Consider the following 21,504-nt stretch of genomic DNA (forward strand, 5'->3'; position numbering starts at 1 on the left):
ACGACTGGCGATACGACGAAGGGCCCGGCGCGATGCCGGGCCCTTCGTCGTGTGTTCGGGCGGGTCAGTCGGCGTCCCGCTTCGGGGCGGTTGAGCGGAACTCGTCCTCGGTCAGCTTTACCTCGTCGTCGAGGGACGCGGGGGTCTGCGGGGTGGTGGCGGAGCCCTGCGGGGCCTCGTCGGGCTCGTCGGTCAGCCACTCGGGCCGGGCGTTGCGGCGGCGCCACCACAGGAAGGCCGCGAAGCCGCCACCCGCGACGACCGTGATCATCAGGAACCTGCGGCGGCGGGCCCGGCGCCGCTTGGTGCGGCCGACCCGGGCGACGTCCTCGGCGCTGATCTCGCCCTTGAGGACGGACAGCGCGGCGCCGGCCCGCAGGAGGGCCTCGTCACGGACGGGTTCGGCGGCGCCCCGGGCCTGGTCGACCGCCTGGTATACGCGCGGAACCACGTCGTGGCGGACCCGGTGGCGGGCCGTCTCCACGGCGTGCTCGACGTGCGGTGCGGCCGTCTCCTTGGCGTTCACCAGTGCAGGTACGACCTTCTCGCGGGTGGTCTCGACCGCTCGCTCACGTGCCGCGCCCGCGTAGTGGATCGCCGCCTCCTTGGCGTGCGCGGCGTGTGGGGCAAGCCGCTCCCTGGTCCTGCCGGTCGCCTCGCGGACCGGATCCATGCGGGTCACGACATCCTCCTCCTCGCCGGGTTCATCCGCTATCTGTTCCCGACGATCCCGGGTTCATGCGCCGCGTATCGGCGTGCGGTCCGTACGGTGGAATGGTGTCCGCGGTGGTCTCGTGGCAGGAGCCGCCCGCGGCATGCGAGGATTCCGAGGATTCAAGAAGACCGTCCGTGTAACCGTAGGGAAGGCACATCAGTGGCCGAGGAACTTTTCGCCACCATCAAGACCAACCACGGGGACATCCGCATCCGGTTGTTCCCGAACCACGCACCGAAGACGGTCGCGAACTTCGTGGAGCTGTCGCAGGGGCAGCGCGAGTGGGTCCACCCGGCCAAGGGGCAGAAGACCACCGCCCGCCTCTACGACGGCACCGTGTTCCACCGCGTCATCTCCGGCTTCATGATCCAGGGCGGTGACCCACTGGGCACCGGAACCGGCGGCCCGGGCTACCGCTTCGCCGACGAGTTCCACCCGGACCTGGCGTTCTCCAAGCCGTACCTGCTGGCGATGGCCAACGCCGGACCGGGCACCAACGGTTCGCAGTTCTTCATCACCGTGGGTGCCACGCCGCACCTGAACAACAAGCACACCATCTTCGGTGAGGTCGCCGACGCGGAGAGCCGCAAGGTCGTCGACGCGATCGCCGGTACCCAGACCGACATGCGCGACCGTCCGGCATCCGACGTCGTGATCAACACGGTCGAGGTCGAGACCGTCTCGTCCTGAACCCCGAGCGCACGGGCCGGGGCTCTTCGGGTCCCGGCCCGCGGCGCGTGCCTGAAGGTGAGCATGAGCCCCGACGAGCAGCAGCCGAGTGCGACCGGACCGGCCGGTCCGTCCGTGTGTTATCGGCATCCCGATCGGGAGTCGAACATTCGCTGTACGCGCTGCGAGCGGCCCGTCTGCGGCGATTGCATGGTGAGCGCGTCCGTCGGCTTCCAGTGCCCGGACTGTGTCCGGCAGGGCAGTCGCCAGGTACGCGAGGCGCGCACCGTGGCGGGCGGCCGGGTCGCGCCCACGACCGCGCCCGCGATCGTGACCAAGTCCCTGATCGGGCTCAACCTCGCCGTCTTCGTGCTGGTCCAGGTGGTCGGCAATACGTTCGTGGACCGCTGGATACTCGTCGGCCGCTTCTTCATGGGCGGCGAGTGGCAGGGTGTCGCCGAGGGCCAGTGGTACCGGTTGCTCACCGCGACGTTCCTGCACCAGCAGTTCTGGCACATCGGGTTGAACATGCTCGGCCTGTGGATGCTGGGGCCGCCGCTCGAGGCGGCGCTGGGCCGGACCCGGTTCGTCGCTCTCTACCTGGTCGCGGGCTTGGGCGGCAGCGCGCTGTCGTATCTGATCGCCGAACCGAACCAGGGCTCGCTGGGCGCCTCGGGCGCGTTGTTCGGACTGTTCGGCGCGATGATCGTGCTCGGCCGGCGGATGAACTACGACCTGAAACCGCTGATCATCCTGCTGGCGCTGAACCTGATGATCACGTTCCTCAACATGAGCACGATCGACTGGCGCGCACATCTCGGGGGACTGGTCGCGGGCACGCTCGCCGCGATCGGTGTGGTCTACGCGCCGGCGCGGCAGCGGACCCTGGTCCAGGTGGGCAGCCTGCTCGCGGTGCTGGCGGTCGTCGTGGCGATCGTGCTGATCCGGACCGCGCAGATCGTCTGAGGCACGAGGGCGCGGGGTCACGACGGCGCGAGGGCACGAGACAACGGGCAACAGGCACACGACCCGGGCCCGACACCCGAGCACAGTCACCCCGTGAGTCCTACCAATGACCCAAAGTGATGAATCCGGGATGCGAGCCGTTACCCACATCCCGGCCGGTCGTTGGACCGTAACGGGTTATCCACAGGATCCGCCCAGTTATCCCCACTGTGGATAACTCTGTGGAGTCTCCCCGGGAAAACTCGCTGAGCTGCGCGTATGCGCTACTTCCACTGAGTGGACACGCCGAAGCCGGCGGCGATGAAGCCGAAGCCGACAACGATGTTCCAGTTCTTCAGGGACTCGATCGGGAAGCGCATGTCGGTCACGTAGAAGACCACGATCCACAGCAGGCCGATCGCGAAGAGGGCCAGCATGAACGGCGCCACCCAGCGGCGCGAGTCCAGCTTTATGGTCGTCTTCTTGACGGGCGGCGGGGTGAAGTCGTCCTTCTTACGGATCCGGGACTTCGGCACGAGAGTCTCTCCTGTCGATGTAGCCGGACGAGTGGGTGCGCAGCACACGCGACACGATCCGGTGATGTGTCGGTTAGCGTAGTCGCTGTCAGGTCCGGAAGGAGGGTACGGCGACGTGCGTATCTTCGCCATGCGGCCGTCCGGGATGTCCTGGCGTGCGATCGTACCCCGATTGTCCGCACTTGTGGTGTTCGCCCTGGCCGGTCTGCTCTTCTGGATCAGCGCCGACACCTCCCACGGCACCAATCTGCGCAGCGACGCGCAGATGCTCAAACTCTCCGACGTGATCCGGGACCAGGGTCGGCGCAACGAGAGCGCCCAGCAGGACCTGTCCAAGCTGCAGCGGGACGTGGACGGGCTGGTCCAGGAGCAGGCCAACGACCCCCAGGCGCGCGGTCGCATCGACGCCGTCGCGGACCCGGCCGGGGTCACCCCGGTCTCCGGCGAGGGCCTGACGGTCACCCTGACCGACGCCCCGCCCGACGCCAAGTCCCGCGTACCCGGCGTGCGCGAACCCACCGCCGACGACCTCGTGGTGCACCAGCAGGACATCCAGGGCGTGGTGAACGCGCTGTGGAACGGCGGCGCGCGGGCGATTCAGATCATGGACCAGCGGATCGTGGCCACGTCCGCGGTGCGCTGCGTCGGCAACACGCTGATCCTGCACGGCCGGGTGTACTCGCCCCCGTACGTGATCTCGGCGGTCGGCGACATCGGCGCCCTGCGGCGCGCCCTGGATCAGAGCAAGAGCGTGTCCAACTACACCGACTACGTCGAGGCGTTCGGCCTCGGGTGGAAGGTCGAGGACCGCAAGCGCATCGATGCGCCGGGGTATACGGGCCCGCTGGGCCTGGAGTATGCGAAAGTCTCCGGGACGTGATCGGCAGCGGTGAATCGAGGGGAGTCTGACGACAGTGTTGCGGACCACGATGCGAGGCCTCGGGGAGGTCTTCATCACACTGGGCGTCGTCATCCTTTTGTTCGTCGTCTATCAGCTCTACTGGACCGGCGTGCTGGCCGATCGTGCGCGGGCCGACGAGATGCACAAGCTCGACGAGGCGCGCAAGCGGATCGGGGCGAGCGTGCCCAAGGACGTGCCGGTCGCGCAGGTACCCGCGGCACAGGCCCCGTACGAGGACGGTGAGCCGTTCGGGACCATGTACATCCCCCGTTTCGGTGACGGCTGGTACAAGACGATCCGGCCCGGGGTCACGCCCAAGGAGCTGCAAAAGGGCCTGGGTTGGTACAAGGGCAGCGCGCAGGCGGGTCAGGACGGCAACTTCGCCATTGCCGGGCACCGCAAGACGTACGGCGACCCGTTCCTGAACGTGCCCAAGCTGCAGGTGGGCGACAAGGTCGTGATCGAGGGCATCACCGAGTGGTTCGTCTACTCGATCGACAAGCCGGTCAGCCTTCCCGGGGACAAGGCGGTCCTGAAGACCGTTCCCGAGGATGTGCACGTGCTCGACCCGGTGCCGGCGAAGGCCTATACGGCGCCCGGGAAATACATCACCCTGACCACCTGCGAACCCGAGTTCGGCAGCACGCACCGGTTGATCGTCTGGGGCCACCTGGAGTCGCGGACCCCGCTGTCCTCCGGTCGACCGGCGGCGTTGCAGGGATGAGCGGGGCGCGGATGAGCGAGTCGGGCCGCGCGGGCGGCGAGCGAGAGAGGGCCTGGGCCTGATGTACGGCTGGATCTGGCGCACCCTGCCGGGGAACGTGTGGGTGAAGCTCCTGCTCTCCCTGGTCCTGGTGCTGGCCATCGTGTACGCGCTGTTCACGTGGGTCTTCCCGTGGGCCGAACCCCTGCTGCCGTTCAGCGATGTGACGGTCGATCAGGACAACGTGACGAACACCACCGGGCCCGGCGGCGTACCGCTTCCGGCGGGTGCGACCTCGGCGGGGTCATCCGGGTCACCTTCTTCACTGCCGGGAGGACTGCCGGGATGAGCGCGCGCATTCTCGTCGTGGACAACTACGACAGCTTCGTCTTCAACCTCGTGCAGTACCTCTACCAACTCGGCGCGACCTGCGAGGTGCGGCGCAACGACGCGGTGACGGTCGAGGAGGCCGAGGAATTCGACGGCGTACTGCTGTCCCCGGGCCCCGGGACACCCGAGGCCGCCGGGATCTGCATGGAGATGGTGCGCCGCGAGGGCGGCCGGGTGCCGGTCTTCGGGGTGTGCCTGGGGATGCAGTCCATCGCGGCGGCGCACGGCGCTACCGTTGGCCGGGCGCCCGAGCTTCTCCACGGCAAGACCAGCCCTGTGGTGCATGAGGGGGCGGGCGTCTTCGCCGGCCTGCCGTCGCCGTTCACCGCGACGCGCTATCACTCGCTCGCGGTGGATCCGGACACGATTCCGGCCGAACTGGAGGTGACCGCATGGACCGGGACCGGCGTGATCATGGGCCTGCGGCACCGCGACCGACCGGTCGAAGGCGTGCAGTTCCACCCGGAGTCGGTGCTGACGGAGTACGGCCACCGGATGCTGGCGAACTGGCTGGTGAGTTGCGGGGACCCGACGGCGCCGGACCGGTCGGCGGGTCTGGCACCCGTCGTCGGGCGCACGCCGCTCCCGGCCTGACCGAGGGGTCGATACCCGACGGCGGGTACGGGGCGGGCGAGGCCGGGGCGTATGGGGCGGAAGGTGTTCCGTACGGGCCGGGTGCGGGCGGCTCGGCTGGGCCGGGCGGTTCGCACGCCTCGGGCGGGGGCGGACGGCACGGAGCGGGTGGCGGCGGGCGGCACGGAGCGGGAGAGCCGGCCCCGTATGCGCCCGAGGACTATGCGCGGGACCTGGTCGACCCCGGCTTCACGGCACCGCCCACAGCGGCTCTTCCGGCCGTTTCGGATCCGGTTCCGGGCGGGCGCGCGGCCCGTCGGCGGGCCGCGCAGCGACAGCGGGCCGAGTCGGTCGAGCAGACTGCGGTCTACATGCCGCCGGCGGCGATGGTGGAGGCGCCTCGGGCGCTGCCGGGGGTGCGGGCCGCGGCGGGTGCGCCGGACATGGTGGGCGCGGCGAACGCCGTGGACGCGTCCGACGCGATGGATGCGTGGTTTCGGGCCGACGCGGGGGTGGTGGGCGCCGATCCGGTGCTCGACCCGGTGTACGCGCCCGCTCCGGAGGCCGTTCCGCGGTCGACGCCGACGCCGGCCGCGGCGGACGGCGGCGCGGTCGTACCCGGCGGGCGGGCGGAGCGGCGCAAGGCGCAGCGCAAGAAGGCCGGCCGGGGCGGCTCCCGTCCGCCCGCGCGCCCGGAGCCGGCCGAGGGCGCCGGACGGGCCGCGCGGCGGCGGGCGGCCAAGCCGTCGACGGGCGCGCGGATACTGACCGCCGGCGCCCGCCTCGTGGGCGAACTCGCGATGACGGTGGGCGTACTCCTGGTCCTGTACGTGGTGTATCTGACCTGGTGGACGAACATCGTGGCGGCGGAGAAGGCCCGGAACGAGGCGCACGACATACAGCAGAGCTGGAACGACACGCCCGGCCAGGTGGTCGACCCGCGCAATCCCGGCCAGTACGTCGCCCCGAACAAGGGGTTCGCGCTGTTGTACATCCCCCGGATCGGGATGGAGAAGCAGGCGATAGCGGAGGGCACCGACCGGGGCAAAGTGCTCAACAACGGCCTGGTGGGCCACTACAACGACCCGAAGACCGCGATGCCGTGGGATGCCCAGGGCAACTTCGCGGTGGCCGCGCACCGCAACGGGCACGGCGAGCCGTTCCGCTACATCAACAAGCTCAAGCCCGGCGACAAGGTGGTCGTGGAGACCGCGACCACGTACTTCACGTACACCGTCGACGCGGACCTGCCGCAGACCTCGCCGTCGCACATCCAGGTGATCGATCCGATCCCCGACAAGGGGCCGTACACCAAGCCCGGCCGCTACATCACGCTGACCACGTGCACGCCGGACGGCGCCTCGACGTATCGCCTGATCGTCTGGGGCCATCTGGAGGAGGAGCGGCCGCGTTCCCAGGGCAAACCGGACGCGCTGCTGGCCGGGGCGAAGTGACGGCGCATCACATTCCGGTCTCCGGGTCCTGACCGAACTTCTTGTCTGTGCCAAGCTGTCGACCCATGGGCGCTGTACGCAAAACCATTCGCGTCGGGGCGGAACTCCTCCTGACCCTGGGCCTGGTCGGCCTGCTGCTGTGTGTACACCAGCTCTACTGGACCAACTTCGAGGCCCGGGCCGAGGCCCGCAGCGAGGTGGACCAACTGCGCAGGGACTGGGCCAGACAGGGCACCGAGAACACCCAACCGCCCGCCGCGCAGCCGCCCACCGACGTCCTGAACGGCCCCACCGACGTGAGCGTGGACGGCGGCAAGGACGGCCAGAAGGTGGTGGGTTCGCACACCATCCGCGGCGAGACGCTGGCCATCCTGTGGATCCCCAGACTCGGCTCGGACTGGTACCAGCCGATCATCGAGGGGTCCAGCCTGGCCTCGCTCTCGAAGGGTGTCGGCCACTACACGTACCCGCCCTACGTCGGCCCCGGCGGCGCCGGCAACTTCGGCCTCGCCGGCCACCGCAACGGACACGGCGAGCCGTTCCGCCACCTGAACAACCTGCGGGCCGGCGACAAGGTCGTGGTCGAGACCAAGACCCAGTGGTTCACGTACACGATCGTCAAGGGCCCGTTCATCACCAAGCCCTCCAACGGCTCGGTCCTCACCTCCCGCCCCCCGGACCTGGGCGGGCCCGCCGGCCGCAGCCTGATCACCCTGACCACGTGCGATCCGGAGTTCACCTCCAAGAACCGCATGATCTACTGGGGCGAACTCACCACGACGGACCCGAAACGGGGCGACACGAAGCCGGCGGCCCTACGCCGCTGAGCGCGGGGCAAATGCGGGTCTCGGGGATTTCACGGCCCGCGAACGGGCACCGGACCCGACGGACACGGCCTGTCGGCTCGACATCGCTACCCAAGGGCGACGGCACTTGATAGCTTCGCTCTCCTCTTGATCTCAGCAACGGAGGGTGAAGATGACCCTTGCTGTACGGGGCCACCTCTTGTTGATCGAGAGCGCACGGGGTCGTGCGTCCCGTCGACACCTGCGCGGCACCGGCGCCAACCTGGGCGCGATGACCGAGATACCTCCGACGTGCTTCGCTCCTCGGGCCTCGGGTGTCGACGTGGTCCAGATCGACGATGCGGTCAACCCTCACGCGGTGTTGAGCCGCATCAAGGCGGCGGCGCGCGTGCCCGGGCCCGTGGTCGTGTACGTCTCGGGTCTGCTGATGTTCGATCGCACCGGCGCCGCGCATCTCGGGCTGCGGGACTCCACGCCGCGCAGCGTGCGCTACGACGGGCTGCCGTGGGAGTGGCTGGTGAACGCGCTTCGTTCGCGGCCTCGCAACCGAACACTGGTCATCGTGGACTTCGCCACCGACGCACAGAGCTGGGCCCGCCTTCACGACACCGCCCCCGCGTCACTGACGAGCAGCCTCCCGGTGTGGGGCGTGATCAACCCGCCGGCCAAATCGGCGGACGGCACCAGTCCCTTCACCCGCGCGCTGTCCGCCGTGCTACCGCAGGGCATACCTCGGGTGCCTGCCGAGGTGCATCCGTCCGACATCCACCGTGCGGTGGTCGAGCGGGCCGGCCTGGCCGTCGACACCGTGGAACTCGTACCCGATGTACCCGGGTTGCAGCTGGGGAACGTCCACCCCGGGGCGCCGCCGGCCGCGCTCGCCCCCTCCGAGGTCACGACTGCCGAGACACCCGAGCGGATACTCCTGCAACCGTCCGACCCGGCGGCGTACACGGGGGATCTCACGCGGATTCGCACGGCGAGTGAAGCGGGTGACCACACGGTCGCCGTCCTCGCGGCTCGAGAGCTGGACCACCGCTTGGCCACAACCCTGGGGTTCGATCACCCCGATTCATGGGCCGCTCGGGAAGTCCACGCCTGGGCGTCGGCGATGGCCGGCCGCTACCTGCATGCCTGCGAGCTGTACCGGGACGTCGCCCGGCGACGCATGCGGGGCCTGCCCCACGACCATGCGACCGTCGTCGGCCCCACCGACTGCGCCCATGCCGCGTGGCTGCGCATCCCCAACGGGGACGACGCGCGCCGCGTGGGCCCGTCGATCGTCGCCCTTCGGGAACTCGTACCCGGCCCCGGCGGAGCGCTCGCGGCCGCGCGGCGCCACCTGGTCCGACTTCGGGACGACGATCCCGAGGTGCAGATGCGCCGCGGGCCCGAAGCCTGGTCCGCCTACCTCGGCCGGCAGACCCGACAGTCCGCCGACCCTGCCGGCATGCCGGCGGCAGGGCCTTCGAACTCCGCGGTCTGAAGCCTCGCCTGCCTCCGGTGCTCGTTGTCACTCGTACGAGTGTGTCCGGTTCCGCCCGGGGCGGGGGTGTAGCAGGCTTGCCATCGCCACCCACAAAGCGATGAAAAAAGCCCCGGAGGCCGGCATGGCGAACATCCCGAGCGATCGTCTCTACAGCAAGGACCACGAGTGGGCCCAGGTCGAGGGCGACCTGGTGCGGGTCGGTCTGACGGATCACGCGCAAAAGCAACTCGGCGACGTCGTCTACGTCGAGCTACCCGGCGTGGGCGACCGCTTCGAGGCCGGCGAGCCGTTCGGCAACGTGGAGTCGGTGAAGGCCGTGAGCGAGGTCTACGTACCCGTGACCGGCGAGGTCGTCGAGGTGAACGAAACCCTGAGCGAAAGTCCGGAACAGGTCAACGACGACCCCTACGGCGACGGCTGGACCATCCGACTCCGCACGGAGGGATCGGCCCGGACCGACGGCCTGCTCACCGCGGACCAGTACGCCGACTACATCAAAGAAGAAGCGTCGGACTGACCCGCGCCCCTATTTCACCCCTGTACCGCCGGTCAATCGCAGCGGGGGTAGGGCCACGGGCCGTTCAGGTAGTTGAACATGGCGTTCCAGCTGAAGTGCTCGTTCGCCACGTCGGATCGACATGCCAGGTAGTCGTAGATGAAGCCGACCGGGCTGTAGAAGGCGGAGCTGTTGACGAAGATCTTGCTGTGGAAGACCAGGAGCCATGTCCTCGTATTGCCGTGTTGGTACCAGCACACGGCTTTCGGTCCGCTGCCGTCCTTGATGCCGGCCGCGGGGAGATTCTCGAGAGCCGGCCATACGTCGGTCATGTCCACGGGGCGGGGCCAGTCGGCTTTGAAGTCCCCGCTGCCCGCGTCGAGCATGGCGACCCGGGTCCCCGCGGTGAACAGGTAGTAGTCGTCGACGGCCGTGACGCAGGAGACGCCGCCGGCCCATTGGTCCTGCTCGTCCCGGCCGAATTCTCCGTTGGCGATCCGGGCGAACCCCCTCCAGGCATCCGTCATTTTCTGCGGCGACCAGGTGACGGTGTCTCCGTAGCCGTTCGTCCTCGCGCAGTACTCGCCGTTGAACAGCCACCACATCCCGGTGCGCTTGACGTAGACGCACGTGTCCAGCCCACTGTTGAACTCCGCGTGGCCTCTGAGGCCGGTCCATCCGTAGGTGTCCCGGAAATCCCGGGGGTCGATGTGCATGGAGTTCCCGTCGTAGTCCGTGGTGAAGTAGATCGACGACACCGAGGACTTGTTCGGGTTCGAGTTGGTGGCGGTGAAACACCACCGACCGTTGTAGAGGTTGATGGAGTTCACGGTCCACCACCGCAGACCGTTCACGACGGGCGGGGGGTGCCATCCTCCCGGCGGGACGAAGCCCTCGTCCGGCTCGGGCACCAGGACGGAAAAGGGAATGACCCCCACCAGTTTGACCCGACCGTCCGGCACCGTCTCCGAGACGGCCTCGATCGCCGTCACCTCGGCCTGGATGTAGGCACTGATCACGTCGAAGAACGGCGCGACCTCCTCCAGCGCCTCCATGGACACTTCCAGATACGCGTCGAAGAGCTTCTCCATGGTGCTGATCCACTCGACGGCCTCCCGGCTCAGGTGAATCGTGACCTGGAAGCCGCTGAACTCGGTATAGATGTCTCCGCTGATGTCGAGTTTCGCGGCGTGGGTCCCCTCGGCCCCCGAGCGGGGCGCGAGTATTCCGTCGACGGGCTGATCGAAAGGCGGCATGGCGTCTCCTCCCGGGACCGCCACGGATGTGCGGTCGGTGAGTGGTTCGCGGTGGCCAGGTGCCAGTATCGGAACGTGTTTCGGACGTCACAAGAAGCCGTGAAAAGGTTGGCCGACACAAGGTCGGGCATTCAGGCCACGCACCCTCGCGAACACACCGACCCACGCCGATTCGACCCGGCCGAACGGGGCCACGTGGAGCGTGCGCGCTTCGCTTCGATGTAGCGCCCGGCACACCACCCGCCACAGGCACAGCACGCCCCGGCCGAGCGCGGGGCAAACGGTCCTTGAACACGTGGAGGAAGTCCGAACGCGCCGCGCTTGTGCGGGCCGGCACCCAAGGCGCCGCATCGTCGTTACGCCAAGTCGTCCGGAGGGGCGGGCGGTCTGATCCGCTCACCCCCGTTTCGCCCCCGGGACGGATCAAGGGCCCTCCCCCAAAACATGGGGAAGGGCCCTTGATCTGCACTTGCGAGAGTGGGCCTAACAGGACTTGAACCTGTGGCCTCTTCCTTATCAGGGAAGCGCTCTAACCGTCTGAGCTATAGGCCCGCGTGCGTGCTCAGAGAGCGTACCGCACCGCTTGCCCGCCACCAAAATCCTTAGTCCTCCTCCGCCAGGGTGACCTCGATGCCTCCGGTGAAGGATGCGGTGAGGTTGTAGAGGAAGGCTCCGAGAGTGGCCAGTGCGGTCACCAGGATGACGTCGACGATGGCCACGATGCCGCTGAAGAAGAGCGTGTTCTTCAGGGACAGGACGTGTTGGAGGTCGAAGCCGGAGTTGTTCTCCGACTGGGTCGCCTCCTTCACCGTGTCGCCGACCGAGGCGAATACGCCGAGGCCGTCCAGCACCAGCCACAACACGGTCACCGCCACCATCAGCACCACGCCCAGTGCCAGGGACAGCAGGAAACCGACCTTCATCACCGACCACGGATCCACCCGCGCCGCCCGCAGTCGGGCCCGCCGCGTGCGCGCGCTCGGCCGCGGTTCCGGGCCCGGACCGGGCCGGCCCCCCTGCTGCGCCATGGGCTGCCCCGGCTGGTGGGCGGCCGACGGGGCCCCGCCGGCCGGGGTGCCCCGGATCGGGCGCGGCGTGGTGATCGTGCCCCCCGCCGTCGGACGGGCCGCCGCCGGCCTGCCGTTGACCGCGGCCGGCGGCCGCTCCGTACCCTCGCTCGCCGCAGCCGCGGGAGGGAAGGGGGACGCGAACGGGGTCGGCCCCGCGGGACGCGGCGGATGCGCCGCCGCGTCCCGGGAGGGCCCGGCCCCGTGCACGGGGGGTGGACCGGCCGGCCTCGGCGGCACCGCGTCCGGCGGCACCGCCTCGCCGCGACCCGTGCTGTCAGCGCGCCCGCCGGTTCGACCCCGGTCGGCGCGCTCGCCTCTCCCGCCGGCCGACTTCCGGTCTGTGCTCACGCGTCACCCTTCCTGCCCGCCGGGCGCGACCTCCCCTGCGATGGTGGAGGTCGGCTCGTGCGTGCCATCGGCCGCACCGGCTTCGGCCCCATCGACCTCAGGGTCGATCTCGGCCTCGGGCTCAGGTTCGGCGTTACGTGCGATGCCGACAACGGCGTCGCCCTTACCCAGGTTGATCAGCTGCACACCCATCGTGTCACGTCCGGTGTGCCGGACACCCGCGGCGCGGGTACGGATCACTCCGCCGCCGAGGGTGATGGCCAGGATTTCATCCGTGTCGTCCACCACGAGTGCCCCGACGAGTGAACCGCGATCCTCGACGATCTTGGCGGCCTTGATGCCGAGGCCCCCACGACCCTGGACGCGATACTCGTCCACACTGGTTCGCTTCGCGAAGCCCCCATCGGTGGCGGTGAACACGAAAGTACCCTCGCGCACCACGTTCATCGACAACAGTTCGTCGCCTTCGCGAAAGCTCATGCCCTTCACCCCGGACGTCGCGCGACCCATCGGCCGCAACGACTCGTCCGTGGCGGTGAACCGGATCGACTGCGCCTTCTTGCTGACCAGCAGCAGGTCGTCGTCCGCGGAGACCAGCTCGGCGCCGATCACCTCGTCGTCGTCACCGGCCTCGTCCGAGCGCAGGTTGATCGCGATCACGCCCGCCGAGCGGTTGGTGTCGTACTCCTTGAGCGCGGTCTTCTTCACCAGACCGGCCTTGGTCGCGAGCACCAGATACGGCGCGACCTCGTAGTCGCGCAGGTCGAGCACCTGGGCGATCTTCTCGTCGGGCTGGAACGCCAGCAGGTTGGCCACGTGTTGCCCACGCGCCTCACGACCGGTGTCCGGCAGCTCGTACGCCTTCGCCCGATACACCCGGCCCTTGTTCGTGAAGAACAGGATCCAGTGGTGCGTGGTGGTCACGAAGAAGTGGTCGACGATGTCGTCCTGCTTCAGATGCGCCCCGCGCACACCCTTGCCGCCGCGCTTTTGCGAGCGGTACAGGTCGGTCCGGGTGCGCTTGACGTAGCCGCCCCGGGTGATGGTGATGACGATGTCCTCTTCGGCGATCAGGTCCTCGATGGACATGTCGCCGTCGAAGGGCACCAGCTGGCTGCGCCGGTCGTCGCCGAACTTCTCGACGATCGCGGCCAGTTCCTCGCTGATGATCTGCCGCTGCCGCTCCGGCGAGGCCAGGATCGCCTGGTAGTCGGTGATCTTCGCCATCAGCTCGTCGTGCTCGGCGGTGATCTTCTGGTGCTCCAGGGCGGCCAGCCGGCGAAGCTGCATCTCCAGGATCGCGTTGGCCTGGATCTCGTCGATCTCCAGGAGCCCGATCAGGCCGGTACGCGCCTCGTCCACCGTGTTCGAGGCCCGGATCAGCGCGATGACCTCCTCGATCGCGTCGAGGGCCTTGAGCAGACCGCGCAGGATGTGTGCGCGCTCCTCCGCCTTGCGCAGCCGGAAGCGGGTCCGCCGGATGATCACCTCGATCTGGTGGTCCACCCAGTTGCGGATGAACAGGTCGATCGAGAGCGTACGCGGCACGCCGTCCACCAGCGCGAGCATGTTCGCGCCGAAGGTGTCCTGCAGCTGGGTGTGCTTGTACAGGTTGTTCAGCACGACCTTGGCCACCGCGTCGCGCTTGAGCACGATCACCAGGCGCTGCCCGGTACGCGAGGAGGTCTCGTCGCGCACGTCGGCGATGCCGCCGATCTTGCCGTCCTTGACCAGGTCGGCGATCTTCTGCGCGAGGTTGTCCGGGTTGACCTGGTAGGGCAGTTCGGTGACCACCAGGCACTGCCGGTTCTGGATCTCCTCGACCTCGACCACGGCACGCATGGTGATCGAGCCGCGCCCGGTGCGGTACGCGTCCTCGATGCCGCGCCGGCCGACGACCAGTGCGCCGCTGGGGAAGTCCGGGCCCTTGATCCGCTCGATCAGGGCGTCCTGCAGCTCCTCCGCGGACACGTCCGGGTTCTGCAGGAACCACTGCGCGCCCGATGCGACCTCGCGCAGGTTGTGCGGCGGGATGTTGGTCGCCATGCCGACCGCGATGCCGGCGGACCCGTTGACCAGCAGGTTCGGGAACCGGGCCGGCAGGACCGTCGGCTCCTGGTTGCGGCCGTCGTAGTTGTCCTGGAGATCGACGGTCTCCTCGTCGATGTCCCGGAGCATCTCCATGGACAGCCACTTGAGCTTGCACTCGGTGTACCGCATGGCCGCGGCCGGGTCGTTGCCCGGCGAGCCGAAGTTGCCGTTGCTGTCCACCAGCGGCATGCGCATCGACCACGGCTGGGCCAGGCGCACCAGCGCGTCGTAGATGGAGGTGTCGCCGTGCGGGTGGTACGTACCCATGACGTCACCGACGACGCGGGCGCACTTGTAGAAGCCCTTCTCGGGCCGGTAGCCGCCGTCGTACATCGCGTAGAGCACGCGCCGGTGCACCGGCTTGAGGCCGTCGCGCACGTCGGGCAGGGCACGCGAGACGATCACGCTCATCGCGTAGTCGAGGTAGCTGCGCTGCATCTCGGTCTCGAGCCCGACCGGCTCGATCCGCAGGCCGCCGGTGCTGTTGACCGCGTCCTCCTGGTCGCCTTCGGGCGCCGGGGTGTTCTCATCGGCCATTGCTGGTCAATGTCCTTTCGAGCTGTGACGTGGGGCCGACTCGGATGTGGATATCCGCCGGCAGGCGGATGCCCCGGCCGGTCAGATGTCCAGGAACCTGACGTCCTTGGCGTTGCGCTGGATGAACGAGCGACGGGCCTCGACGTCCTCACCCATGAGCACCGAGAACAGTTCGTCGGCCTGGGCCGCGTCGTCGAGGGTGACCTGACCCAGGACGCGGTGGTCGATGTCCATCGTGGTCACCCGAAGCTCCTCGGCGTTCATCTCGCCGAGGCCCTTGAAGCGCTGGATCGAGTCGTCCTTGGCCCGCTTGCCCGCCTGTCGGCCGAGTTCGAGCAGCGCGTCGCGCTCGCGGTCGGAGTAGGCGTACTCGAAGTCGTCCCGGCTCCACTTGATCTTGTACAGCGGCGGCCGGGAGAGATACACGTGGCCGGCCTCGACCAGCGGGCGCATGAAGCGGAACAGGAAGGTCAGCAGCAGGGTGTTGATGTGCTGACCGTCGACGTCGGCGTCCGCCATCAGGATGATCTTGTGATAGCGCAGCTTCTCGATGTCGAAGTCCTCGTGCACACCGGTGCCGAAGGCCGAGATGAGCGCCTGGACCTCGGTGTTCTGCAGGATCTTGTCGATCCGGGCCTTCTCGACGTTCAGGATCTTGCCGCGGATCGGCAGGATCGCCTGGTACATCGGGTCGCGGCCGGACTTGGCCGAGCCGCCGGCCGAGTCGCCCTCGACGATGAAGATCTCGCACTTGGACGGGTCGTTGCTCTGGCAGTCGCTGAGCTTGCCCGGCAGCGAGGCGGTCTCCAGCAGACCCTTGCGCCGGGTCAGGTCGCGCGCCTTGCGCGCCGCCATCCGTGCGGTGGCCGCCTGGATGCCCTTGCGGATGATGTCCGCGGCCTCGCTCGGGTTGCGGTCGAGCCAGTCGGTGAGGTGTTCGTGCACCACCCGCTGCACGAACGTCTTCGCCTCGGTGTTGCCCAGCTTGTCCTTGGTCTGGCCCTCGAACTGCGGGTCACCGAGCTTGACCGAGATGATCGCGGTCAGACCCTCGCGGATGTCCTCGCCGGCGAGGTTCTCGTCCTTCTCCTTGAGCAGCTTCTTCTCCCGCGCGTAGCGGTTGATCAGCGCGGTCAGCGCGGACCGGAAGCCCTCTTCGTGGGTGCCGCCGCCATGCGTGTGGATCGTGTTCGCGAAGCTGTGCACACCCTCGGTGTACTGCGAGTTCCACTGCATCGCGACTTCCACCGAGATGGTGCGCGACTTGTCCTCGGCCTCGATGTCGATCACCGAGGGGTGGACCAGCTCGCCCTTGCGCGAGTTGAGGTAGCGCACGAAGTCGGCGATGCCGCCCTCGTAGTGGTACGTGACCGCGAGCTGCTCGCCCTTCTCGTCCACGTGGTCCGGGCGCTCGTCCCGGAGCGAGATGGTCAGGCCCTTGTTGAGGAAGGCCATCTCCTGGAAGCGCCGGGAGAGCGTCTCGAACGAGTAGACCGTGGTCTCGAAGATGTCCGGGTCGGCCCAGAAGGTGACCGTGGTGCCGGTCTCGGTGGCCGCCTCGTGCCGCTCCAGCGGCGCGGTGGGGGTGCCCAGCTTGTAGTCCTGCGTCCAGCGGTAACCGTCGCGGCGGATGTCCACCGCGAGACGCGAGGACAGCGCGTTGACCACGGAGACGCCGACGCCGTGCAGACCGCCGGAGACCGAGTAGCCGCCGCCGCCGAACTTGCCGCCGGCGTGCAGGATGGTCAGGACGACCTCGACCGCGGGCTTCTTCTCCACCGGGTGCATGTCGACCGGGATACCGCGGCCGTTGTCCACCACGCGCACGCCGCCGTCGGCGAGGATCGTCGCCTCGATGTGCGTCGCGTGCCCCGCCAGCGCCTCGTCGACCGAGTTGTCCACGACCTCGTAGACGAGGTGGTGCAGACCGCGCTCACCGGTGGAACCGATGTACATGCCCGGGCGCTTGCGGACCGCGTCGAGGCCCTCCAGGACCTGGATGTCGCTCGCGCCGTAGGACTGCCCGTTGCTCGCGGCAGAGGTTTCCGGCGAGCCGGCCACGTCATTCTCCTTGGGGTTGCCGGAATCGGCCACGAAGCGCCCTTTCTGGCACAGCACGGCTCCCTGCCCGGGAGCAGGAACGGCAGGGTGCGTCGAAGGCAGGCAGCCGGCCCGACGCGCCCCCGGGCACGGAGCCGCGGAAGTCGAAACAGGATCCGCATGAGCGGTATTGCTGGTTCAGTCTACCGGTCGGGGCGACACAAAGATGGGTTCCCAAGGGCCCTGTGTCCGCGTGTGGCGCCCTGATGTGCCCTGTCGCATGTCCCCCCACTTGCCCCGGGGTCCCGAATCGCTCTCATGCCTGTCCACGCGGCGCGGGCGACTCGGATGGTGACAGCGTGTCAGACCGGTATGACACCGGACACATCGCCCCCGCCGGCGGGGGCGCCGGCGGCCGGCGCACCCGCTCGGATCGGCGCGGACCATGTGGCCCGTGGCCGGAAACCGTCTATGGCTGGGCGCGCCACGCGCCCCGGCGGCGCTCCTGGGCCGGACCGAGGACGCGGATGTAGGTGACGGTGCCGTCGCCCAGCTCCTGGTTGAGCCGGGCGAGCAGTTTCGGCGCGAGCCAGCGCAATTGGGTGGCGTAGTTGTCGGATTCGGCGCGCACCACGAGTTCGCCGTCCTCGAAACGTTCCGGACGGCAGTTGGCCGCCAGCGCCGGGCCGACGATTTCCGGCCAGCGCTGGAGTACGCCGTGCACCGCCGCCGGGGTCTGCCAGCCGCGCTCGCTGACCAGGCGCCCCATGATCTGCCGCAGCGGCTGGGGGTCGCGGTCGTCGGGTCCGGAACCGCTGCGTTTCAAGCCACGCCGGGCCCGGTCCTGGTCCTGCCGGTGGTCGTGCCGGGTGCGCGCCTGGGCACGAGCCTGGGTCAGCGCGGCGCGGGCCAGGTCGATGCCGCGCGTCGGCTCGGCCGCGCCGGCGCCCCCCGCGGCGGGCGGAATGTGGCCCTCGTCACTCACCCTCGACCCCCGTCCCCTCGACCTTTTGCACCTCGCCGGCGGCGACGTCGTAGCGCGCGCCCACGAGCGCGGGCGGCACGTCCTCGGCCACCGCGGCCGTGACCAGCACCTGCTCGCCGTGCGCGACCATCTCGGCCAGCCGCGCCCGCCGGGTGACGTCCAGCTCGGCGAACACGTCGTCGAGCACGAGCACCGGCTCGCCCCCGTCCGCGCGCAGCAGCTCGTAGGAGCCCAGCCGCAGCGCCAGCGCGTACGACCAGGACTCGCCGTGGCTGGCGTAGCCCTTCGCGGGCAACGGGCCCAGCCGCAACACGAGATCGTCCCGATGCGGGCCGACCAGGGTCTGTCCGCGCTCGACCTCCGCCGCCCGACCGGCGGCGATCGCGGCGGTGAGCACCGCGTGGATCCCGGCCCGGTCCGAGGGCAACGGGTCCTCCGACATCGAACTGCGGTAGTCGAGCACGATCGGTCCACCGCCTGTGGACAACGCGTCGTACGCCTTGTCCACCAGGGGCTGCAGCGCGGCGACCAGGTCGAGCCGGGCCGCGGTCAACTCGGCGCCGGTCGCGGCCAGATGTTCGTCCCACACGTCGAGCGTGCTCAACGCCCCGCTGCGGCCGCCGCCCGCCCGACGGGCCAGCGCCGCGGTCCGCAGCAGCGTGTTGCGCTGCTTGAGCACCCGGTCGTAGTCCTGCCGCACCCCGAGCAGCCGAGGAGTGCGCGCGGTCAACAACTCGTCCAGGAACCGGCGGCGTTCCCCCGGGTCGCCCTTGACCAGGGCCAGGTCCTCCGGCGCGAACAGCACGGTCCGCAGCAACCCGAGCAGATCGCGCGGCCGGGTGGCGGCCGCGCGGTTGATCCGGGCCCGGTTGGCCTTGCCGGGGTTGATCTCCAACTCGGCCAGCGCGCTGCGGCCGTCCTCGCGGACGATGCTCGCGCGGACATAGGCCCGCTCGGCGCCGAGCCGGACCAAGGGCGCGTCGGAGGCGACCCGGTGGCTGCCGAGCGTGGCCAGGTAGCCGATCGCCTCGACCAGGTTGGTCTTGCCCTGGCCGTTGGGCCCCACGAACGCGGTCACGCCCGGTTCGAGGGGAACCTCGACCCGGGCGTACGACCGGTAGTCGACGAGTGACAGGTGCGCTACATGCATGGGCGGGCGGGCTGCCGGTCAGCCCGCGTCGGCCTCCTTCGGCGGCGTGACGTCGGCGCCGGGGGCGTCGGCGCCCTTGTGCGTCGACGCGGCGGTGACCGCGTGCCCACCGAACTGGTTGCGCAGCGCGGCGACCATCTTCATCTGCGGCGAGTCGTCCTGACGCGAGGCGAACCGGGCGAACAGCGACGCGGTGATCGCGGGCAGCGGTACGGCGTGGTCGATCGCCGCCTCGACCGTCCAGCGGCCCTCGCCGGAGTCCTCCGCGTAGCCGCGCAGGCCCTCCAGGTGCTCGTCGTCGTCCATCGCGCGCACGGCCAGGTCGAGCAGCCAGGAACGGATGACCGTGCCCTCCTGCCAGCTGCGGAAGACCTCGCGCACATCGGTGACCACGTCGGCGGCCTCGAGCAGTTCCCAGCCCTCGGCGTAGGCCTGCATCAGCGCGTATTCGATGCCGTTGTGCACCATCTTGGCGAAGTGCCCGGCACCGACCTTGCCCGCATGCACGAAGCCGGCCGGACCCTCGGGCTTGAGCGCGTCGAAGATCGGCTGCACCTTGGCGATGTCGGCCGCGTCCCCGCCGCACATCAGCGCGTAGCCGTTGTCCCGGCCCCACACGCCGCCGGAGACGCCGCAGTCGACGAAGCCGATGTCCTTCTTGGCCAGCGCCTCGGCATGCTTGATGTCGTCCGTCCAGCGCGAGTTGCCGCCGTCGACGACCACATCGCCCGGGGACAGCAGTTCGCCCAGCTCGTCGATGGTGGCCTGGGTCGGCGCCCCCGCCGGCACCATCACCCACACCACGCGCGGCTCGGCGATCGTGTCCACAAGTTCCTTGAGGCTGTGGACGTCCGCCACGTCGGGGTTGCGGTCGTAGCCCACCACCGTGTGGCCCGCGCGGCGCAACCGCTCGCGCATGTTGCCACCCATCTTGCCGAGGCCGACGAGTCCGAGCTGCATCCTGAAATCCTTCGTTCGCTGCTGCGATGCCGGGTGGGGCACCGCCGAGGCCGCTTCCGCACCCCCGGCGCCCTCGTAGGGGCGGGGGCTTTCACCGCGTCGACGGTACGCGGGTAGCGGTTGCCCGTGCGCTCGCGGGGTATGCACCGGCGCGTCGGCCGAACCCGGTTGCGCCCCGGCCCGGTTCGACGCCGCCCGGATCAGCCGGAGAGCCGCACCGGCATGATCAGGTAGCGGTACTCGTCGGTGGCCTCGGCCTCCACGTCGGGCTTGCCGGTCATCACGGCGGGCTTCGTGGACGTGGTGAAGGAGATCTGGGCGACCGGGGAGTTGATCGCGCTGAGCCCCTCGAGCAGGAACGTCGGGTTGAAGGCGATCGAGATCTCCTCGCCCTCCAGGCCCGCCTCGATCGCCTCGGACGCCTGCGCCTCGTCGCCGGAGCCGGCTTCGAGCACGAGTCGGCCGTCGGAGAAGGACAGCCGCACCGGGGTGTTGCGCTCGGCGACCAGGGACACGCGCTTGACCGCGTCCACGAACGGCGCGGTCTCGACGGTGGCGACCGTCTCCGACTGCTCCGGGAACAGCGCGCGGTACTTGGGGAATTCGCCTTCGAGCAGGCGGGTGGTGGTGCGCCGGCCCGAACCCTCGAAGCCGATCATGCCCTCGCCGATCTTGTCCCCGGACAGCGCGATCTGCACGCTGTCGCCCTGGGTCAGCGACTTGGCGGTGTCGTTGAGCGTCTTGGCGGGCACCAGAGCCACCGCCGAGGAGAGGCCGTCGGCCTCGGGCTTCCAGTGGAACTGGCGGACCGCGAGCCGGTATCGGTCGGTGGCGGCCAGGGTGACCAGGTCGCCCTCGATCTCGACCCGGACGCCGGTCAGCATCGGCAGCGTGTCGTCGCGGCCGGCGGCGATGGCCACCTGGGCCACGGCGGCGGCGAAGACGTCGCCCTCGACGGCGCCCGCGGCGGTGGGCATCTCCGGCAGCGCCGGATAGTCCTCCACAGGGAGTGTGGGCAACGTGAAGCGGGCGCTGCCGCAGACCACGGTCACCTTGGCACCGTCTGTGGACACCTCGACGGGGCGGTTCGGCAGGCTCTTGGAGATGTCGGCGAGCAGTCGCCCGGACACCAGCACCCGGCCCGGCTCGTCCACCTCGGCCTCGACGCCACCCCGGGCGGAGACCTCGTAGTCGAAGCTGGACAGCGTCAGGCGCTGGTCCGCCGCCTCCAAGAGCAATCCGGCGAGGACGGGAACCGCCGGCCGCGCCGGGAGACTCCGCGCGGTCCACGCCACCGCATCAGCGAGAACGTCACGCTCGACCCGGAACTTCACCGGTTCACCGCCTCCTGCCGTTGCCGGCCGTCTGTCGTTTGGTCGCCGTTCGTTTC

At 69.5% G+C, this 21,504-nt stretch carries 20 protein-coding genes and 1 tRNA gene; 10 read left to right on the forward strand and 11 right to left on the reverse strand.

Annotation, left to right across the window (positions count from 1 at the left end; genetic code table 11):
* Positions 1-64 precede the first annotated feature (64 nt).
* Positions 65-673 (reverse strand): DUF5324 family protein, encoded by a 609-nt coding sequence (locus ACWGR4_RS14985; protein ID WP_452132423.1) that lies wholly within the window; start codon positions 671-673, stop codon positions 65-67.
* A gap of 201 nt (positions 674-874) precedes the next feature.
* Between ACWGR4_RS14985 and ACWGR4_RS14990 the strand changes: the two genes are divergently transcribed.
* Complete coding sequence (locus ACWGR4_RS14990; RefSeq protein ID WP_380003294.1) at positions 875-1,405, forward strand: peptidylprolyl isomerase; 531 nt, start codon at positions 875-877, stop codon at positions 1,403-1,405.
* A gap of 63 nt (positions 1,406-1,468) precedes the next feature.
* On the forward strand, positions 1,469-2,350 hold the full coding sequence (locus tag ACWGR4_RS14995) for a rhomboid family intramembrane serine protease (protein ID WP_452132413.1): 882 nt from the start codon (positions 1,469-1,471) through the stop codon (positions 2,348-2,350).
* A 263-nt stretch (positions 2,351-2,613) separates the two neighbouring features.
* Here ACWGR4_RS14995 and crgA read toward each other — a convergent pair whose 3' ends face one another.
* A complete protein-coding gene (gene crgA, locus ACWGR4_RS15000) occupies positions 2,614-2,865 on the reverse strand; it encodes a cell division protein CrgA (protein WP_078976324.1) in 252 nt (83 codons plus the stop codon).
* Between the two features lie 130 nt (positions 2,866-2,995).
* Between crgA and ACWGR4_RS15005 the strand changes: the two genes are divergently transcribed.
* The 8 genes from ACWGR4_RS15005 to gcvH all read left to right on the forward strand — a co-directional run bounded on the left by ACWGR4_RS15005 (position 2,996) and on the right by gcvH (position 9,698).
* Positions 2,996-3,745, forward strand: coding sequence for a DUF881 domain-containing protein (locus ACWGR4_RS15005; RefSeq protein ID WP_126640326.1), 750 nt, complete (start codon positions 2,996-2,998; stop codon positions 3,743-3,745).
* Between the two features lie 49 nt (positions 3,746-3,794).
* Entirely contained in the window at positions 3,795-4,490 is a 696-nt protein-coding gene (locus ACWGR4_RS15010; protein ID WP_380003296.1) for a class E sortase, read from the forward strand.
* Positions 4,491-4,551: 61 nt separating this feature from the next.
* Positions 4,552-4,818, forward strand: a complete 267-nt coding sequence (locus ACWGR4_RS15015; protein ID WP_380003541.1) for a hypothetical protein — start codon at positions 4,552-4,554, stop codon at positions 4,816-4,818.
* Positions 4,815-5,453 (forward strand): aminodeoxychorismate/anthranilate synthase component II, encoded by a 639-nt coding sequence (locus ACWGR4_RS15020; protein ID WP_380003297.1) that lies wholly within the window; start codon positions 4,815-4,817, stop codon positions 5,451-5,453. Before ACWGR4_RS15015 ends, ACWGR4_RS15020 begins: the two co-directional genes overlap by 4 nt.
* Positions 5,454-5,803: 350 nt before the next feature.
* The gene (locus ACWGR4_RS15025; RefSeq protein WP_380003299.1) at positions 5,804-6,886 is read left to right on the forward strand and encodes a class E sortase; all 1,083 of its coding nucleotides are present in this window, start codon (positions 5,804-5,806) and stop codon (positions 6,884-6,886) included.
* Positions 6,887-6,951: 65 nt separating this feature from the next.
* The gene (locus tag ACWGR4_RS15030) at positions 6,952-7,713 is read left to right on the forward strand and encodes a class E sortase (protein ID WP_452132414.1); all 762 of its coding nucleotides are present in this window, start codon (positions 6,952-6,954) and stop codon (positions 7,711-7,713) included.
* Between the two features lie 151 nt (positions 7,714-7,864).
* Positions 7,865-9,178: a hypothetical protein gene (locus ACWGR4_RS15035; protein ID WP_452132415.1), complete on the forward strand. Its 1,314-nt coding sequence runs from the start codon at positions 7,865-7,867 to the stop codon at positions 9,176-9,178.
* Positions 9,179-9,278: 100 nt separating this feature from the next.
* Positions 9,279-9,698, forward strand: a complete 420-nt coding sequence (gene gcvH / locus ACWGR4_RS15040; protein ID WP_452132416.1) for a glycine cleavage system protein GcvH — start codon at positions 9,279-9,281, stop codon at positions 9,696-9,698.
* 32 nt (positions 9,699-9,730) lie between these two features.
* Here gcvH and ACWGR4_RS15045 read toward each other — a convergent pair whose 3' ends face one another.
* From ACWGR4_RS15045 to dnaN, 9 genes are all read right to left on the reverse strand, one after another.
* Positions 9,731-10,933, reverse strand: a complete 1,203-nt coding sequence (locus ACWGR4_RS15045; RefSeq protein ID WP_380003304.1) for a hypothetical protein — start codon at positions 10,931-10,933, stop codon at positions 9,731-9,733.
* 478 nt (positions 10,934-11,411) lie between these two features.
* Positions 11,412-11,485, reverse strand: a tRNA-Ile gene (locus tag ACWGR4_RS15050).
* Positions 11,486-11,535: 50 nt separating this feature from the next.
* Positions 11,536-11,961 carry a DUF3566 domain-containing protein gene (locus ACWGR4_RS15055; RefSeq protein ID WP_452132417.1) on the reverse strand — a complete coding sequence of 142 codons (426 nt, stop codon included), beginning with the start codon at positions 11,959-11,961 and terminating at the stop codon, positions 11,536-11,538.
* Positions 11,962-12,354: 393 nt separating this feature from the next.
* On the reverse strand, positions 12,355-14,979 hold the full coding sequence (gene gyrA, locus ACWGR4_RS15060) for a DNA gyrase subunit A (protein WP_126640253.1): 2,625 nt from the start codon (positions 14,977-14,979) through the stop codon (positions 12,355-12,357).
* Between the two features lie 81 nt (positions 14,980-15,060).
* Positions 15,061-17,097 carry a DNA topoisomerase (ATP-hydrolyzing) subunit B gene (gene gyrB / locus ACWGR4_RS15065; RefSeq protein WP_380003306.1) on the reverse strand — a complete coding sequence of 679 codons (2,037 nt, stop codon included), beginning with the start codon at positions 17,095-17,097 and terminating at the stop codon, positions 15,061-15,063.
* Positions 17,098-17,488: 391 nt separating this feature from the next.
* Positions 17,489-18,004, reverse strand: coding sequence for a DUF721 domain-containing protein (locus tag ACWGR4_RS15070; RefSeq protein ID WP_452132418.1), 516 nt, complete (start codon positions 18,002-18,004; stop codon positions 17,489-17,491).
* Positions 17,997-19,154: a DNA replication/repair protein RecF gene (gene recF, locus ACWGR4_RS15075; protein ID WP_380003308.1), complete on the reverse strand. Its 1,158-nt coding sequence runs from the start codon at positions 19,152-19,154 to the stop codon at positions 17,997-17,999. Before recF ends, ACWGR4_RS15070 begins: the two co-directional genes overlap by 8 nt.
* An 18-nt stretch (positions 19,155-19,172) precedes the next feature.
* Positions 19,173-20,114 (reverse strand): phosphogluconate dehydrogenase (NAD(+)-dependent, decarboxylating), encoded by a 942-nt coding sequence (gnd, locus tag ACWGR4_RS15080; protein ID WP_452132419.1) that lies wholly within the window; start codon positions 20,112-20,114, stop codon positions 19,173-19,175.
* A gap of 200 nt (positions 20,115-20,314) precedes the next feature.
* Positions 20,315-21,448 carry a DNA polymerase III subunit beta gene (gene dnaN, locus ACWGR4_RS15085; protein ID WP_078976313.1) on the reverse strand — a complete coding sequence of 378 codons (1,134 nt, stop codon included), beginning with the start codon at positions 21,446-21,448 and terminating at the stop codon, positions 20,315-20,317.
* Positions 21,449-21,504: the final 56 nt, after the last annotated feature.

It is taken from the genome of Embleya sp. NPDC055664, from assembly GCF_053618075.1.